Source organism: Mesoflavibacter sp. (assembly GCF_964226795.1).
Taxonomy (GTDB): Bacteria; Bacteroidota; Bacteroidia; order Flavobacteriales; family Flavobacteriaceae; genus Mesoflavibacter; species Mesoflavibacter zeaxanthinifaciens.
Map to the genome: position 1 here is coordinate 243,114 of NZ_CAXQQP010000008.1, position 16,068 is coordinate 259,181.

Genomic DNA, 16,068 nt, shown 5'->3' on the forward strand with positions numbered 1-16,068 from the left:
GTATAAATTTTAAAACGTTATCAATAAAGCTATGGTTAACATGCTTTGATTTCCTTTAAATTTTTTATTAGTAAAATTAGCAGCATTAGAATCATTTAAATCACCAAGTATATTAGTAAAACCATAGATATATTGTCCTCTTATTTTAAAGTTTTCAAAACCTGCGGTTAATCCAACAGCACCATTCACATTAAAATTAGTAATGTCTACAAAATCTTTAGCTAGTAAGCTATCAAACTCTGCAACAAACCATTCTTCTTGACCTTCGTCATCAAATTCTAAATCACTATTGTACTGTAAAACTGGTCCAAAATCTAAAGTTAAATATGGTCCAGCTAATTTTACATGCATTAAAAAAGCAACTTGAGCGGTTAAAATCTTGTAATCTATAGGCTCAAAATTACTGCTTAAAGTAGATGCAAATCCGTTTACACTCATCCTATTTTCAGATAATTGCATACCGTAACTTACGTTGTACCATTTATGTGGAATATCTACCGTTGCAGACATATGTGCTAACCAACCTGTATTACTTTTAGTTTCAAAATTATCAGTAATAATATCAAACTGAGTCAATCCACCACCAAGAGCAAATCCGTTTTTTATATTGTAAGAACTTCTTTGTGCAAAAGAAAATGTAACAAATAGACTACAAATTACTACTAATAGATAAAGTTTAAATTTTTTCATTACTAATAATATAGATTAGTGAACAAATATAACTTAAATTAGTAATCAATAAAGTAAAACCAAAAACCATTAATTATGCCTTTTTTAATTCCTATTGTAGTCTTAGGACTAATCATTTTAATTTCAGCATTTTTTGTTGTTAAACAACAAACTGCAGTAATTATAGAACGCTTTGGTAAATTTCATAGTATAAGACAATCTGGTCTTCACTTAAAAATTCCTTTAATAGATAAAATTGCTGGTCGATTAAGCTTAAAAATTCAGCAATTAGATGTCATTGTAGAAACTAAAACATTAGACGATGTATTTGTTAGACTTAAAGTTTCTGTACAATACCGTGTGTTAAGTCAAAAAGTATACGATGCATTTTATAAGTTAGATTATCCGCATGAGCAAATTACAAGTTATGTATTTGATGTGGTACGTGCAGAAGTACCTAAGATGAAATTAGATGACGTTTTTGTTAAAAAAGATGATATTGCATTAGCGGTGAAAGCTGAGCTTAACGACGCGATGTTAGACTATGGATTTGACATTATTAAAACGCTTGTAACAGATATAGATCCTGATGCACAAGTAAAAGCTGCAATGAACCGTATTAATGCTGCAGAACGTGAAAAAACTGCTGCACAATATGAAGGTGACGCACAACGTATTTTAATTGTTGAAAAAGCTAAAGCTGAAGCTGAAAGTAAACGTTTACAAGGTCAAGGTATTGCAGATCAAAGACGCGAGATTGCACGTGGATTAGAAGAGTCTGTAGAAGTTTTAAACCGTGTTGGTATTAATAGTCAAGAAGCATCTGCATTAATAGTTGTAACGCAGCATTACGATACGCTTCAATCTTTAGGTGAAGAAACTAATAGTAACTTAATCTTATTACCAAATGCGCCACAAGCTGGAAGTAATATGCTAAACGAAATGGTTGCAAGTTTTACCGCAAGTAACCAAATTGGTGAAGCTATGAAAGAAGCTAAACGCAAAAAAGAAGAAGAGTAAAATCTAAAATAGTAAACACAAAAAAAGCCTCTTAATAGAGGCTTTTTTTATTTATTTTCTTTTTCATAATTATCTATCAAACTCTGTAAAGAATTTAGATAATCTTCTAAAGATTGTTTATCAATATGTGTTTCGTTATTATCCTTTGGTAATGTAATACGTTGCTCGTCTAAGTACTTTTGTAGCTCTGGATAATCTTCTTCTATTTCTCTTGTCTTAGCTGTAATTTTACTTAATAATTCTTGTATTGCGTCCATTTTATTTTTGATTTAAGTTATCCATTCAAAATAATTCAAATCACTTATAAATCAAAAGATTATATACTAAATGGTTGTTAAAATTTATATATATATAAAAACCCGCTAAGTTTTTCTTAGCGGGTTTTAGTTTGTGTTTTATATTAAGCTAACTGTTGTGCTTCTTCTACCAACAACTTGTTTTTGTCTTCTAACGCTGTATTTATAAACTCATTAATAGCTTCGTTTTTTTCTAAGCCATTTTTAAGTAAAACACCAAGTGTGATCATTGTAATAATACGCGTACCACTTTTCTTTTTAGAAGTATTAAAAAGTGGCTCAACATCTTCATAAGATACGTCTTTGGCTAATTCTAAGATTTCTGCTTTTGCTTTTGCTCTAGCATCATCTGGTAGTCTATCATACTTTTTACCAAAAGACTTTATTTGCTCTATTGCAGGACGATTATTGGTTTGCTTTTGAGGCTGATTCTGGTTTTGTTTTGGTGCTTGTTTTGCCCAACTATCTCGTAAACCAACCGTTTTATTAAATACTAAAGCGTCAGATTTAGAATCGTCATCTACATTAAAATACCCTAAACGTTGAAACTGAAACTGCTCTCCTACTTTAGCTTCTGTTAAACTTGGCTCAACAAAAGCTTCAATGATATTTAAAGAATTTGGATTTAAAAATTCCATAAAATCTTTACCATCATGACTGTCTGGCGCTTCGTCCATAAAAAGTCTATCATATTCTCTAACTTCAGCTTTTACAGCATGTTTTATAGAAACCCAATGTAGTGTTCCTTTTACTTTTTTAGAGGTATCTGTATCGTAAGTACAATGTACTTCCGTAATATTACCTTCAGCATCTTTTACAACGCTTTCAGCTTTGATGATATACGCATTTTTTAAACGCACTTCGCCGCCTAATTTCAATCTAAAAAACTTACTTCCAGCTTCTTCTTTAAAGTCTTCTTTTTCAATATAAATTTCTTTTGAAAAAGGTACTTTTCTAGAGCCTGCACTATCGTCTTCTGGATTATTTTCTGCTTCTAACCATTCTTCTTTATCGTCTGGATAATTAGTAATGACCACTTTTAAAGGATCTAAAACCGCCATAACGCGTGGTGCAGTTTTATTTAAATCCTCACGTACGCAAAATTCTAAAAGCGCAACATCAATCACGTTTTCACGCTTTGCAACACCAACTTTTTCAATAAATTGTCTAATTGAATTTGGTGTATAACCTCTACGTCGTAAACCTGAAATTGTTGGCATACGCGGATCGTCCCAACCCGAAACTACCTTCTCTTCTACCAATTTAAGCAACTTACGTTTACTCATAATAGTGTAAGACAGATTCAAACGTGCAAATTCACGCTGTTTTGGCTGCATTGGATAGGTTTCTTTAGCATAGTCATAAACTTGCTCTTTAAACCAATCGTAAAGCTCTCTATGCGGTTTAAATTCTAAAGAACATAAACTGTGTGAAATTTGTTCGATATAATCACTTTCGCCATGCGTCCAATCGTACATTGGGTAGATGCACCAATCGTTACCAGTACGATGATGATGTTTCTTTAAAATACGATACATAATAGGATCACGCATTAACATATTAGGATGTTGCATGTCTATTTTTGCACGTAAAATATGTTCACCTTCGTTGAATTCGCCATTTTTCATGCGTTCAAAAAGGTCTAAATTTTCTTCTACAGATCGGTTGCGATAAGGACCATCTACACCAGGTTGTGTTGGTGTTCCTTTTTGTTCTGCCATCGCTTCAGAAGATTGGCTATCTACATAAGCCTTTCCGTCTTTAATCAATTGTACAGCCCAATCGTATAACTGTTGAAAATAATCTGAAGAATACAGCTCATTTTCCCATTGGTAACCTAACCAAGCCACATCTTTTTTAATCGCATCTACATATTCTTGCTCTTCTTTTGCTGGGTTAGTATCGTCAAATCTAAGATTAACAGGCGCATTGTACTTTAATCCTAAACCAAAACTAATACCAATAGCTTTGGTATGACCAATGTGCAAATAGCCATTAGGTTCTGGCGGAAAACGAAAACGTAATTTATCCTTAGCTAATCCATTAGCTAAATCTTCTTCTATAATATGCTCAATAAAATTGAGTGATTTTGTTTCTTCAGACATGTAATTAGGTTTATTTTTAAGTGATTACTGCTATTAATCTACTTTAATAATAAAGTGTAAAATTAGTTATTTTTTAGTTGAAATGAATTGTTCTTTACTTTAAAAATGAAGCACGTAAAATTTTTAGGTATTTTTGCTGAAATTTTATTGAAATGGGAAAAATTAAAGTTGAAAATATTAGAGTATTTGCGCATCACGGTTGTTTAAAAGAAGAAACTGCTATTGGTAGTGATTATCGTGTAGATTTAGAAATTACAGCCAATTTACAGCATAGTGCAAAGACAGATCAACTGAAAGATACGGTAGATTACGTGTTTTTAAATAGAATTATTTTTGAAGAAATGAAGGTACCAAGCGCACTTTTAGAACATGTTGCACGACGTATTTTAAACCGAATTTTTACTGAAGATCAAATGATTAAAAAAGCAACGGTAAGTGTTAGTAAAATAAATCCGCCAATTGGTGGCGATGTACAACAAGTAACAATTGTTATGAGTGACAAAAGAAAAAACTTCAAGAAATAGTGTAAAAAGTTTATTTTTTTTACATTTGCTGTCCAATTATAATTGGCGTCTTGGCCGAGTGGCTAGGCAGAGGTCTGCAAAACCTTGTACAGCGGTTCGAATCCGCTAGACGCCTCTAAAAGCTTTCAGAAAATCTGGAAGCTTTTTTTGTTTACAATTAATTACGTCAGTTCGAGTGACACGACAAAGGATTGTTGTATTGATAACTTTAAATGCAACTTCTTCTCTATACAATTTGTTCGTACCTCTCAAATCACTCGAGGTGACGTTGCTTTTTTTTTAAAATTCTAATCCAAAGGATTAATCTGTTCTATTTTTTCTTTAAGTAATTCTTTTTCTTTTGGAAAGAAACCTTGGACTAGTAATAGCACGCCAAAGCCCAATATTACTAAAGCTACAATCTTTTTAGTCTTATAAATAAGTCTTGGTGTAAGCTTATTTTTTAAAGCTTTTGCAGCTGTAATTTTTACTAAATCTGCTAAAAAATAAGTTATTAACATGGTACTAATAAAGACAATTACACCATTTTTAGACGTGGTTATAGAATTAGCAATTACAATAAATGCTACCCAACCTAACAGTACACCAATGTTAATAAAGTTAAGCAAAAAGCCTTTTAAGAATAATTTACCGTAGCCTTTTTTAATTTCTACTTTATGATATTCTCTTACTATTTCTCTAAAAGATTTAGAGGTTTTTATAAATGAAATAAAGCCATAAATTGCTAATAAAACACCACCAAAAATTAAAAAATTAGGATCTTTTTCTATTTTACCTACCAATTTTTCGGTACTAAAAAATGCAACTATAATAAATAAAATATCTGCTAGAATTACTCCTGCATCAAATATTAAAGCACTTTTAAACCCTTTGGTTGCAGCAGTTTCTAACAAAACAAAAAATACTGGTCCAATAGTAAAAGATAGAATGATACCAAAAGGAATTGCAGTAAGAATATCGTCAAACATGTTGTATAGCTGGATTGTCTTACAAAGTAAAGAAATTATTTATTGATTATAGAATGCTTATTAACAGAAATAAAAAAAGCTTCAATTTAAAACTGAAGCTTTTGTTTTTTAATTTAGGTTTCGACTACGCTAAACCTAACTGTTCTATAATTAAGTTATTTATTCTTTAACTGTAATTGATCCGCCAAAGGTATTCTTTTTAGTAACGGTTCTAGGATTACCATAGATATCAATATCTCCACCAGCAGTTATTCTTGCATCTACACTATCACTTGCAGTCACTTCTGCTTCTCCTGCAGCACGTACTTTTATGTTTGTATTTTTAGTTTGAAAATCTCTTCCTTCGTAAATTCCACCTGTATTTAATGTAATATTTTGAGTGTTAGCTTTACCTCTAGTTTCAATAATTCCGCCAGTTACAGCTCTTACATTTACAGTGTTTACATCTAATCCAGCAATAATTATAGCACCTTCTTGGGCACGTAATTCGATTGTGTCTTGTGTGATAAGCTCGTTACCTATAATTTTAGATCCTTCATTAGCATCAATAACTTTTATGTCTTTATAATGTACTGCAACAAAGGTTTTTGTACCATCAAAAATACGGTCTATATCCATGCGTATTTTTAACATATCGTTTTTAATTACTACTTCTACATCGTCTACATCTTCACCAGTAATAATCACTTTATTTTCATCAGATTTTACTAGACTTACTTTTATTAAATCGAAAACTTTAACCGTTGTAAAGTCACCTAAATGCTGACTTTTTGGGTTTTGTGCAAAGGTATTTAAGCTAAAAACTAGCGCTAAAATAGACAGTAAATGTTTCATAATATTGAAGGTTTTGTTTGTATTAAGAGTCTATTTTTTGTTGAATGTTACAGTTTTTACAAATTTTTTGTTCTTGATATGATTTTTAAATATTTAATAAATCACTCGAACCGATGATTAATTATGCAACATTTACTGCTGTACCAACTACTGAAACAAAAAAATAAGAGCCATTTACAGTTTCTATATCAAAACTAATACCTACTACAGCATTAGCATTTAAATTTTTAGCATTGTCTTGTAACTCTTGAAACGCATGTTCCTTAGCTTCGTTAATTACCGCTTTTGTGATGTCTTTACTTTTTTCTACTTTAAAAGAAAACTTTGTTTTCATTTCAAAAGAAGTACCAGTTACAATGCCTTTATATTCTATTATTTTAAAGCCTTCTATAGTATTTGTTGTGGTTAAAATCATGGTTTATATTTTATTAATTAGTCCTTTAAATTTATAAAATGTTACAAATAAAATAGATTCTTCGCTACGCTCTGAATGACAATAAAATTCACTTCGATAAACTCAGTTTGACAATTATAACTATTTACTCTTCGTGTTTACCAATTAAATCAAAATCTAAATGACGTTTTACCAAATCTGCTTGTTTTACTTTTACAACAACTTCGTCTCCTAATTGGTACATGTTTTTTGAGTCGCGTCCAATAAGTGCAAATTGGTCTTGATCAAACTCGTAATAATCATCTTTTATATCTCTAATACGGACCATTCCTTCGCATTTATTAGCAATAATCTCTACATAAATTCCCCAATCGGTTACACCAGAAATTACGCCTACAAATTCTTCATCTTGATGATCTTGCATAAACTTAATTTGCATGTATTTTATGCTATCACGTTCGGCTTTTGTGGCTAAATATTCCATGTTACTTGAGTGCATACATTTTTCTTCATAAATCTCTTCGTTTGCACTTTTTTCTCCATCTAAATAACGTTGTAATAAACGATGCGCCATAACGTCTGGATAACGTCTAATTGGCGATGTAAAATGGCTATAATAATCAAAAGCTAATCCGTAATGACCTATATTATGCGTGGTATATTCGGCTTTAGCCATAGTACGAATTGCTAAAGTATCTACTAAATTTTGCTCTTTTTGACCTTGAACATCTTCTAATAATTTATTTAATGAAGATGAAATACTATCGCGACTTTTAAAGTTTAATTTATGACCAAATCTAGCCACAACACCTTGTAAAGCAGCTAGTTTACTTTCGTCTGGCTCGTCATGAACACGATATACAAAGGTTTTTGATGGTTTCATTTTAGAAACAAACTCTGATACTTTACGATTGGCTAATAGCATAAATTCTTCTATTAACTTGTTAGCATCTTTACTGGTTTTAAAATGAACACCAGTTGGATTTGCTTGTTCATCTAAAGTAAATCTTACTTCAACTTTATCAAAACTAATTGCTCCAGAACGCATACGTTTGCTACGCATTTTTTTTGCTAATCGGTCTAAAACTAAAATTGCTTGGGCTATTTCTGGTTGTGTATTGTATGTTTTACCGGTAAGTGAAACGTCTTCTGGAATTTCTGTTTTTATGGATGAGATTTCTGTATTATTAGAAATAACAAAATCTGTGTTATTTTCTATAACAGCTTGCGCTTCTTCGTAAGCAAATCTTGCATCACTATACGTTACTGTTCTACCAAACCATTGGTCTTTAATTTCGGCTTTTTCATTTAGTTTAAAAACTGCTGAAAAGGTATATTTTTCTTCATGTGGACGTAAAGAACATGCGCCATTACTTAATATTTCAGGAAGCATTGGCACTACTCTATCTACTAAATAAACAGATGTTGCACGCTCGTAAGCTTCATCATCTAAAATGGTACCTTCTTCTAAATAGTGAGAAACGTCTGCAATGTGTATTCCTATCTCGAATAAGCCATTTTCTAAAACTTTAAAGGATAATGCATCATCAAAATCTTTAGCGTCTTTAGGATCTATGGTAAAGGTTAAATCTTTACGCATATCGCGACGTTTTTTAATTTCTTCTGGTTTAATAGAGGTATCTATTTGATTTGCAAAATCTTCGACTTCTTTTGGAAATTCGTACGGTAACCCATATTCGGCTAAAATAGCATGGATTTCAGTATTGTGTTCTCCTGGTTTACCAAGGACTTCTTTAACACGTCCGTTTGGTGAATCTGCTTTTTCTGGCCAATCTACTAACTCAACTAAAACTTTATCACCATCTTCAGCTTTATTAATTTTGTTAATAGGCACAAAAATATCTGTAGTCATTTTGTTAGAATCTGGGACTACAAATGCAAAATTGTTCTTTTCGTGTATTTGTATAACACCAACGTATTGCGTTTTTGCACGCTTAATAATTTGTGTGATTTCGCCTTCTAATTTACCGCGTTTACGACGTTTAAAGACATAAAGTTCTACTTCGTCACCATCTAACGCTTTGTTAACATTGTTAGAGGCAATAAAGATATCTTCTTCAAAAGCATCACAAATTACATAGCCAGATCCACGTGAAGACGCATCAAAAATACCAGTATGATACTCGGTATTTACAACTGCTTTAAACTTACCACGTTCTACTTCTTCAATCTCTTGCTTAGCTTTAAGCTGCGCAAGTTTTTTTATAATTTGGTTACGACTACTAGCATCATTAACGCCTAATTTGGCAGCAATTTGCTTGTAGTTAAAGGTTTTATTACGTTCTTTTCTAAGTATGTTTAGAATAGTCTCTGTTAGATTGGAAATCTTATTATGACTAGGTTTCCTTTTCTTTTTCTTCTTTGACATTTATATTTTTTAATGTATTGAATTTCTAAAGTTAAGTGAAATTCGGTTTATAATTAACTTAATTAGTGGGAAGAGAAAGTCATTAAGTTTTTACAAAGCTACATTTTTAAATTTAAAATAGAATTAAGGAAGCGTTAAATTAAAGACTTCAAACGTTATTCACATTTATATTATATATCATTTCTTTTCTTTTAAAATTTTTAAAAAATAATTGTAATGATTATTGCTTGTTAATAGCGGTATAACTTTTTGAAGTTTTTATTTGAAATTAAGTTAAACTTGTTCTATTAACAACTTATTAGAGTATTAACTATCTGATTTTAAAGTCTAATTAATATGTTATTAACAACTGTTTATAACGTAAATTGACAATTAACTTTTAATAAATACTTTTAAAATTGACGTTGAAAATTGACATTTTAGTGCTAATAAGTTTACAAAAAATTAAGGTTAACTATTTTGGTTGTTAACTAAACGTTATGGATTGTAAATTTTACTTAATAATCCAAATAAAAGTTTTAAAAAAGAATAAGAAGATATTAACAACTAATCAATACTTAAAGTAAAGAAATTAACAATTAATAAAGTTATTAACTTTTTTAGTTATTTAAAGATAAGTAACCATATAAAGATTATTAATAATGCTAAGCAATTAGTAACTTTGAGGCACTATAAACAACACAACATCAATTATTATGAAAATTTCAATAGGTAACGATCACGCTGGTACAGAATATAAATTTGCTATAAAAAAGCATTTAGAGGACAAAGGTATTACAGTTATTAATTATGGTACAGATGCATCAGATAGTGTAGATTATCCAGATTTTGTACATCCTGTAGCTAAAGATGTTACAGATGAAGCTGCAGATTTTGGTATTCTAATTTGTGGAAGTGCTAACGGTGTAGCTATGACAGCTAATAAACACCAAAAAGTAAGAGCTGGCGTATGTTGGACTAAAGAAATTACAGAACTTACCCGTTTGCATAATAATGCAAATATTATTTGTATACCTGCACGTTACACCGCTTTACAACAAGCTATAGCTATGGTAGATACATTTTTAGAAACTAAATTTGAAGGTGGAAGACACCAAAATAGAGTAGAAAAAATACCTATGTGTTAATAAGATGGGTCACCATCACACACATAATCATAATCACGCACATGATTTAAGAGGAAAAAAACTATTAATATCTATCCTTTTAAATATTGGTATTACCGTAGCACAGATTATTGGTGGTTTTGTTTCTGGTAGTTTATCATTACTTAGTGATGCTTTACACAATTTTACAGATGTTATTTCTTTAATTGTAAGCTATTTTGCTGCAAAATTATCAAAGAAAAAAGCGTCTAATAATAAAACTTTTGGTTATAAACGTGCCGAAATTTTAGCGGCATTTATAAACGCTTCAACATTAATAGTAATTGCTATATTATTAATTATTGAAGCTGTAAAACGCTTTCAGAATCCTGAAACTATAGAGTCTAATCTTGTTATTTGGTTATCTCTTTTAGCTATCATTTTTAATGGATTAAGTGTTTTATTATTAAGAAAAGATTCTCAAACCAATATCAATATAAAATCTGCATACTTACACTTATTAACAGATATGTTAGCAAGTGTTGCCGTGTTAATTGGTGGTTTATTAATGAAGTACTACCAAATATTTTGGATAGATAGCGTATTAACATTTTTAATAGGTTTATACCTAATTTGGGTTGGTTACGCTTTGTTAAAAACCTCAACAAAAATGCTAATGTTATTTACACCTTCGCATATAAATGTAGAAGATGTTGTAAAACGTGTTAATAGCTTAGATCATATTAAAAAACTACATCATGTACATATATGGAATTTAAATGATGACGAGCTTCATCTAGAAGCACATTTAGATTTAGATAAAGATATTACAATCACGCAATTTGATACTATTTTACAGCAAATAGAGCAGTTATTACATGACGAATTTGATATTAATCACGTTAATATCCAACCAGAATACAAAAAAGAAGATCCTAAAGATATAATTGTACAAGATTAAATTTATGCTAAACATTAAAGTAAAAACATTTAGTCAATTAACTACAAAAGAACTGTATGATTTACTACAATTACGTAGTGAAGTCTTTGTAGTAGAGCAAGATTGTGTATATCAAGATATAGATGGAAAAGATCAAAAAGCACTACATGTTTTAGGTTTTAAAGATGAAGTTTTAGTTGGTTATACAAGAATTTTTAAACCTGGAGATTATTTTGAATTAGCTAGTATTGGTAGAGTTGTAGTTAAAGAAAATGAACGTAAGCACAAGTATGGTTATGATATAATGGATGCATCTATAAAAACTATTAAAGATGTATTTAACACGACAGATATTAAAATTTCTGCACAGTGTTATTTAAAACGTTTTTATAATAATTTGCAGTTTTTTGAAGTAGGAGAGCAATATTTAGAAGATGGTATACCACATATTGCTATGATTTATGAAGATAAATAATAATTATTTTTTATCTGCAATATAGGTAATCAAGATTTCTACACGTCTATCGTATTTAGGATCACCACCAAGAGGAAATTTACGACGTAAACCGACATATTTCATGCGTTTTTTATCTACACCTTTACGTGCTAAATAATCATAAATATATTTTGCTCTAGCTACAGATAAATTACGTTTTTGTGTTCTTTTATCTACAGCATCACGACTATTTTGTGTACAACATACATGACCTTGTATAGTAAAATAGACGTTTTTCTTTGCAACTAAAATTTTAGCTAATTTTTCTAAAGTTTTTTTAGAATCTGAAGTAACATAACTGTAATTAGTTTTAAAATAAATTTTATCTAATCGTATTTTATCACCTGTTTTAATGTTGCCATTAGCTATATCTTCAGGTGTTATTTTTTTGTCTTTATTAGAAGTTTTATCAACAACTGTTTCTTCTATCTTTTGCTCTTTTGTAGCTAACTTTTTAGGTTTAACTATAATTTCTACTTTACGGTTTAAACCTCTAACTTTGTTTACTTCGTCTTCTTTTAAAACTTTTAATAAAATTTCGCCTTTACCATTAACATTGGTTATTAAATTTTGATCAATACCATAATCAGCAAACATCATTTTTATAGCATCTGCTCGGTTTTGAGAAAGCTCTAAGTTATAATCATTGGTACCACGATCGTCACAAAATCCATAAATTGAAATTTTATCAATTGTAATGGTGTCTAGTGTAGAAATAAAAAGCAGAAGCCTGTTTTCTTCTGTTAAAGGAACATCATATTCGTCAGTATTAAAATACACATCATGTTTTAATTCGCTTTGCGAAAAAATAGACGTGTTTATTAACAAAAAGATGATTAAAAAGTACTTCATTTTAAATTGCTTAACCACTAAATATAATAAATTTTTACTAGATTTTAATTTAAATATCTATTGTATTTACTTGGGTTAGCTAATATTTGTGTTGCTGTTTTAATCTCTTGATTATTTACTTTATAGTAGTCGTACAGTCCTTCTCTATATACATAACGTTTTACAATCTCGTCAGTTAGTAGATTAACTAATTGTGTTTTATTTTGGTCTACAGTTTGTGTTTTAGTTTTGTCTAAATGTTGTAATAAAGCATTGTATTCTTTTTGAATATCATCATTTAAATTTTCTGTTTTAGAGACTTCAAAAGCTTTTTTAAGTGCTTTTTCTGTTTCGGTTTCAAACTCAAAACTAGAGTTTTTTAAATGCGTTTTAAATGCATTAAAATCTGTATCAGATAATTTAAAACTATTGATATCTTCAATTTGATGATTGTAATAATATTGTGTAGCAAAATCAAAAATGGCTTGACTGTTTAATATAGCATCTGTAATTGCAGAATTTTTTGTTGTTTCTAAAGCTTCATCAGGAAAAACACCGCCACCATCATAGACTTTACGTCCGTTTTTGGTTTTAAACTCATGATAATTTTCTTGTTTTATACGTACTGCGTTACCATTTTCGTCACGATTCCAATAATCTAAAGACTGTATACAACGTCCTGAAGGCGTGTAGTATCTAGAAATTGTAACTTTAAGTTGTGTACCATAAGTTAGCTTTTTTGGTCGCTGTACTAAGCCTTTACCAAAACTACGTGCACCAACAATTACAGCTCTATCTAAGTCTTGTAATGCACCAGAAACAATCTCGGAAGCAGAAGCACTACGACCGTTAATTAATACTACAACAGGTATTTCTGTATCTACAGGTTCGTTTTTTGTATAATAGGTTTTATTGTATTTTTTAACCTTAGATTTTGTCGTTACTACCAATTGTCCTTTTGGTACAAAAAGGTTAACAATATTTATGGCTTCGCGAAGTAATCCACCAGGATTATTACGTAAATCTAAAATGATGCTTTTTGCGCCTTGTGCCTTTAAATCTTTTAAGGCATACTCGGTTTGCATAGACGCTTTTGCATTAAATTTTTGAAGTACAATGTAGCCTGTAGTTTCATTAATCATAGAAAAATGAGGTACAGCATTAATTTCAATTTCAGAACGTGTTAAGGTCGTTGTATTGGTTTTTCCTTGACGTTTATAAGTTACTTTTAATGTTGAATTTGGTGCACCTTTTAATAAGTTAGAGGCATCATCTTCATAACCATCTACTTTGATACCGTCTACTTCTATAATTTCGTCACCTGCTTTAAGACCTGCTTTATCTGCTGGATAATCTTTATAAGGCTCTACAACTACTAATTTATCTTTTAAAGTTTTAATTCTTGCACCAACGCCAGTATAATCTCCTGTACGACGTATACGCTCTGCTTCTACATCTTGTTCGTTATAAAATTTGGTATACGGATCTAAATCGTTAAGCATATTTTTAATGGCATTATCCATTAAATCTGCAGGATTAGTCTCGTCTACATAATTCATATTAAGCTCTTTAAAAAGTGTGGTAAAAATTTCGATTTGTTTAGCTATTTCGAAAAAATCACTTTTAAAGGCGCTTCCGGTTATAAAAATAGTTAACGCAAAAACAGGAATTAATAGGCGTTTTTTAAGTATCTTTTTCATTCTTCTCTATATTAGAAATTTGGTCATTAAATTTAGTTAGTAATGCCTTCATTTTTTTGTCAATAATCTTAAAATCCGGCATTTCTTTACTAATATATAAAATCATTAGCGTGTAATGGTCTAACTTATTGTCTATTAACAGATTTTTATTAAGTCTGTAGCCTTCACGTAGCAAGCGTTTTACTCGGTTACGATGTACCGCTAATTTAAAATTTCGTTTGCTTACAGATACCCCAACTTTTAATTGGGTTTGGTTATCTAGATAGACCATACGCAAAGGATATGCCGAAACAGATTTTCCTTCAGCAAATAATTGCTCAATTGCTTTTTGGCTTTTAAGTTTTTCGTCTTTATTGTAAGTGTAGCGCATTAATTTAGTTTTTTAATGCTTCTTGAAGTTGTAGCAATTTACTTTCAAGCTCGTGTAAACGGTCATAAACATCCATTGGTTCTGGTATTTGTTTTGATGCAAACATTGTGACGTGCCAAACTTCCATAATGTCTTCTGCATTTATGGTGTATGTTGGATAATTTCCGTTTGTGTTATCACTTTTTAAAATAAGTTGTCCTTTTTCTTCAATATTATTGATAATTCGTTTTAAAACAATACCATCATTTTTACTGACAATAACGTAAACACGACCATTTTTAATATCTTTTAAATCTTCTACATATTGACCAAAAACTAAATCGCCATCTGCAAATGTGCTAAACATAGAGTTGCCTTGTACTTCAAAACATCTATAGGTTCCATTAGTAAGTTGTGGCATATGAAACGTAGGTAAAGTCTCGATATACTCGCTATCTTCGTAACCATTTAAATAACCAGCTCTAGCTTTTACAGGAACGTAGACTACGTTTTCTTCATCATTTTGATTAACAGCAACTACTTTTGGTATTCCAGAATATGTTTGAATTTTAGCCACATCTTGCTTTAACATTACATCACTTTTACCAAAAAGATAGTCTGGATTGATGTTAAACTGATCTATAATCGCACTTAACACATCATAACCAGGTTTGGTTTTTTTACGAGTTCCATCTGGTTGAGGTCTACCATTAACAATGCTATCTATGGTTGTTCCGGTAACACCTATACGTTTTGAAAATGCATAATTATTAAGCTGAAAATGATTGATTATAGCGGTTATTTTTTGATCTATTTGCTGCATGTTTCTTAAAAGAAAGGTCTTGAAGACTTATATTTTAAGCTAAGATATGAAAATTCAAACATTTGTAATGATATTGAAATTTATCTAATCAAACAAAAACATCAAACGTTCTTGATTGTCTGGTAAACCAATAATATTGTTAGCATAATCGTTTTGATATGCTAAGTCTCCTTTTTTAATATAACCTTCAGCTTTTGGCATACAAGCGCTCCAAGCACCAGAAGGTTTACAGTCGTTAACATCTAATTTTACAATGGTATGGTTATCAACAGTGATGACCACATTTTTAAAGTCTTTAGCTTTAGTTAAAGCATCTTTAATATTGTCTTTGTTTAGTTTGACTACTTCGGTTGCAAGGTTAGTTGCTTTTGTTTTAAAGGCTTTAATTGGATTAGCAGACGTATCTTTTTCTAAGCTTTTAATATCTTTTAGAAAAGATAAATCTGTGGTAGTTTCAGTATCTTTTTCAGTGTTTTGTGTTGTGCTTTCTACTTTAGTATCTACTTTTTCTTTTTGGTTGTCTTTACAACTAAAAGCTAATACTAGAATTAATACGTAGGCTAAATGTTTCATTTTTTATTTTTATTGAATAGCTTTTCAAACATAGAGTTTTAAGAATAAAAAAAGCTTCAACAATTGTTGAAG

The 16,068-nt window shown here is 30.3% G+C and carries 17 protein-coding genes and 1 tRNA gene; 6 read left to right on the forward strand and 12 right to left on the reverse strand.

The features are described 5' to 3' along the window. Positions 1-9: 9 nt before the first annotated feature. Positions 10-690: a hypothetical protein gene (locus ACEQT4_RS08035; RefSeq protein ID WP_370226900.1), complete on the reverse strand. Its 681-nt coding sequence runs from the start codon at positions 688-690 to the stop codon at positions 10-12. A gap of 75 nt (positions 691-765) precedes the next feature. On the opposite strand from ACEQT4_RS08035, the gene ACEQT4_RS08040 reads away from it, so the two are divergent. Next, positions 766-1,689, forward strand: coding sequence for an SPFH domain-containing protein (locus ACEQT4_RS08040; protein WP_027879343.1), 924 nt, complete (start codon positions 766-768; stop codon positions 1,687-1,689). A gap of 47 nt (positions 1,690-1,736) precedes the next feature. Here ACEQT4_RS08040 and ACEQT4_RS08045 read toward each other — a convergent pair whose 3' ends face one another. Together ACEQT4_RS08045 and ACEQT4_RS08050 are read right to left on the reverse strand one after the other, a co-directional pair. Further along, positions 1,737-1,946, reverse strand: coding sequence for a hypothetical protein (locus tag ACEQT4_RS08045; protein ID WP_027879344.1), 210 nt, complete (start codon positions 1,944-1,946; stop codon positions 1,737-1,739). 143 nt (positions 1,947-2,089) lie between these two features. Beyond that, entirely contained in the window at positions 2,090-4,090 is a 2,001-nt protein-coding gene (locus tag ACEQT4_RS08050) for a glutamine--tRNA ligase/YqeY domain fusion protein (RefSeq protein WP_370226902.1), read from the reverse strand. A 152-nt stretch (positions 4,091-4,242) separates the two neighbouring features. Here ACEQT4_RS08050 and folB point away from each other — a divergent pair, with 152 nt between their 5' ends. Both folB and ACEQT4_RS08060 read left to right on the forward strand, forming a co-directional pair. Beyond that, the gene (folB, locus tag ACEQT4_RS08055) at positions 4,243-4,614 is read left to right on the forward strand and encodes a dihydroneopterin aldolase (protein WP_027879346.1); all 372 of its coding nucleotides are present in this window, start codon (positions 4,243-4,245) and stop codon (positions 4,612-4,614) included. Positions 4,615-4,658: 44 nt separating this feature from the next. Then, positions 4,659-4,729, forward strand: a tRNA-Cys gene (locus ACEQT4_RS08060). Positions 4,730-4,901: 172 nt separating this feature from the next. Here the strand turns inward: ACEQT4_RS08060 and ACEQT4_RS08065 are convergent. The 4 genes from ACEQT4_RS08065 to ACEQT4_RS08080 all read right to left on the reverse strand — a co-directional run bounded on the left by ACEQT4_RS08065 (position 4,902) and on the right by ACEQT4_RS08080 (position 9,199). Then, on the reverse strand, positions 4,902-5,582 hold the full coding sequence (locus ACEQT4_RS08065; protein WP_370226903.1) for a LysE family translocator: 681 nt from the start codon (positions 5,580-5,582) through the stop codon (positions 4,902-4,904). A gap of 159 nt (positions 5,583-5,741) precedes the next feature. Next, positions 5,742-6,416, reverse strand: coding sequence for a head GIN domain-containing protein (locus ACEQT4_RS08070; protein WP_370226905.1), 675 nt, complete (start codon positions 6,414-6,416; stop codon positions 5,742-5,744). A gap of 121 nt (positions 6,417-6,537) precedes the next feature. Beyond that, positions 6,538-6,831, reverse strand: coding sequence for a heavy metal-binding domain-containing protein (locus tag ACEQT4_RS08075; protein ID WP_106680813.1), 294 nt, complete (start codon positions 6,829-6,831; stop codon positions 6,538-6,540). A 124-nt stretch (positions 6,832-6,955) separates the two neighbouring features. Further along, positions 6,956-9,199 (reverse strand): ribonuclease R family protein, encoded by a 2,244-nt coding sequence (locus ACEQT4_RS08080; RefSeq protein ID WP_370226906.1) that lies wholly within the window; start codon positions 9,197-9,199, stop codon positions 6,956-6,958. 695 nt (positions 9,200-9,894) lie between these two features. Between ACEQT4_RS08080 and rpiB the strand changes: the two genes are divergently transcribed. From rpiB to ACEQT4_RS08095, 3 genes are read left to right on the forward strand one after another with little or no spacing between them, the layout of a single operon-like run. Continuing rightward, complete coding sequence (gene rpiB, locus ACEQT4_RS08085) at positions 9,895-10,326, forward strand: ribose 5-phosphate isomerase B (protein ID WP_027879351.1); 432 nt, start codon at positions 9,895-9,897, stop codon at positions 10,324-10,326. 4 nt (positions 10,327-10,330) lie between these two features. After that, positions 10,331-11,245 carry a cation diffusion facilitator family transporter gene (locus tag ACEQT4_RS08090; protein ID WP_370226908.1) on the forward strand — a complete coding sequence of 305 codons (915 nt, stop codon included), beginning with the start codon at positions 10,331-10,333 and terminating at the stop codon, positions 11,243-11,245. Positions 11,246-11,249: 4 nt separating this feature from the next. Then, entirely contained in the window at positions 11,250-11,699 is a 450-nt protein-coding gene (locus ACEQT4_RS08095; protein ID WP_027879353.1) for a GNAT family N-acetyltransferase, read from the forward strand. Between the two features lie 3 nt (positions 11,700-11,702). Here the strand turns inward: ACEQT4_RS08095 and ACEQT4_RS08100 are convergent, their stop codons facing one another. The 5 genes from ACEQT4_RS08100 to ACEQT4_RS08120 all read right to left on the reverse strand — a co-directional run bounded on the left by ACEQT4_RS08100 (position 11,703) and on the right by ACEQT4_RS08120 (position 15,996). Then, the gene (locus ACEQT4_RS08100; RefSeq protein ID WP_370226909.1) at positions 11,703-12,572 is read right to left on the reverse strand and encodes an OmpA family protein; all 870 of its coding nucleotides are present in this window, start codon (positions 12,570-12,572) and stop codon (positions 11,703-11,705) included. 44 nt (positions 12,573-12,616) lie between these two features. Then, positions 12,617-14,251, reverse strand: a complete 1,635-nt coding sequence (locus tag ACEQT4_RS08105) for a S41 family peptidase (protein WP_370226910.1) — start codon at positions 14,249-14,251, stop codon at positions 12,617-12,619. Then, positions 14,235-14,621, reverse strand: coding sequence for a ribonuclease P protein component (gene rnpA, locus ACEQT4_RS08110; protein WP_370226911.1), 387 nt, complete (start codon positions 14,619-14,621; stop codon positions 14,235-14,237). Before rnpA ends, ACEQT4_RS08105 begins: the two co-directional genes overlap by 17 nt. Positions 14,622-14,625: 4 nt before the next feature. Continuing rightward, on the reverse strand, positions 14,626-15,423 hold the full coding sequence (locus tag ACEQT4_RS08115) for a S24 family peptidase (protein ID WP_370226913.1): 798 nt from the start codon (positions 15,421-15,423) through the stop codon (positions 14,626-14,628). Between the two features lie 84 nt (positions 15,424-15,507). Continuing rightward, complete coding sequence (locus ACEQT4_RS08120) at positions 15,508-15,996, reverse strand: hypothetical protein (protein ID WP_370226914.1); 489 nt, start codon at positions 15,994-15,996, stop codon at positions 15,508-15,510. Positions 15,997-16,068: the final 72 nt, after the last annotated feature.

What these genes read in the sequence shown, in the direction of transcription:
- ACEQT4_RS08120 (WP_370226914.1), bottom strand. Translation starts at nt 15,996, where the DNA reads ATGAAACATTTAGCCTACGTATTAATTCTAGTATTAGCTTTTAGTTGT.
- ACEQT4_RS08095 (WP_027879353.1), top strand. Translation starts at nt 11,250, where the DNA reads ATGCTAAACATTAAAGTAAAAACATTTAGTCAATTAACTACAAAAGAA.
- ACEQT4_RS08050 (WP_370226902.1), bottom strand. Translation starts at nt 4,090, where the DNA reads ATGTCTGAAGAAACAAAATCACTCAATTTTATTGAGCATATTATAGAA.
- ACEQT4_RS08035 (WP_370226900.1), bottom strand. Translation starts at nt 690, where the DNA reads ATGAAAAAATTTAAACTTTATCTATTAGTAGTAATTTGTAGTCTATTT.
- ACEQT4_RS08045 (WP_027879344.1), bottom strand. Translation starts at nt 1,946, where the DNA reads ATGGACGCAATACAAGAATTATTAAGTAAAATTACAGCTAAGACAAGA.
- rnpA (WP_370226911.1), bottom strand. Translation starts at nt 14,621, where the DNA reads ATGCGCTACACTTACAATAAAGACGAAAAACTTAAAAGCCAAAAAGCA.
- ACEQT4_RS08105 (WP_370226910.1), bottom strand. Translation starts at nt 14,251, where the DNA reads ATGAAAAAGATACTTAAAAAACGCCTATTAATTCCTGTTTTTGCGTTA.
- ACEQT4_RS08080 (WP_370226906.1), bottom strand. Translation starts at nt 9,199, where the DNA reads ATGTCAAAGAAGAAAAAGAAAAGGAAACCTAGTCATAATAAGATTTCC.
- rpiB (WP_027879351.1), top strand. Translation starts at nt 9,895, where the DNA reads ATGAAAATTTCAATAGGTAACGATCACGCTGGTACAGAATATAAATTT.
- ACEQT4_RS08100 (WP_370226909.1), bottom strand. Translation starts at nt 12,572, where the DNA reads ATGAAGTACTTTTTAATCATCTTTTTGTTAATAAACACGTCTATTTTT.
- ACEQT4_RS08115 (WP_370226913.1), bottom strand. Translation starts at nt 15,423, where the DNA reads ATGCAGCAAATAGATCAAAAAATAACCGCTATAATCAATCATTTTCAG.
- folB (WP_027879346.1), top strand. Translation starts at nt 4,243, where the DNA reads ATGGGAAAAATTAAAGTTGAAAATATTAGAGTATTTGCGCATCACGGT.
- ACEQT4_RS08070 (WP_370226905.1), bottom strand. Translation starts at nt 6,416, where the DNA reads ATGAAACATTTACTGTCTATTTTAGCGCTAGTTTTTAGCTTAAATACC.
- ACEQT4_RS08090 (WP_370226908.1), top strand. Translation starts at nt 10,331, where the DNA reads ATGGGTCACCATCACACACATAATCATAATCACGCACATGATTTAAGA.
- ACEQT4_RS08040 (WP_027879343.1), top strand. Translation starts at nt 766, where the DNA reads ATGCCTTTTTTAATTCCTATTGTAGTCTTAGGACTAATCATTTTAATT.
- ACEQT4_RS08075 (WP_106680813.1), bottom strand. Translation starts at nt 6,831, where the DNA reads ATGATTTTAACCACAACAAATACTATAGAAGGCTTTAAAATAATAGAA.
- ACEQT4_RS08065 (WP_370226903.1), bottom strand. Translation starts at nt 5,582, where the DNA reads ATGTTTGACGATATTCTTACTGCAATTCCTTTTGGTATCATTCTATCT.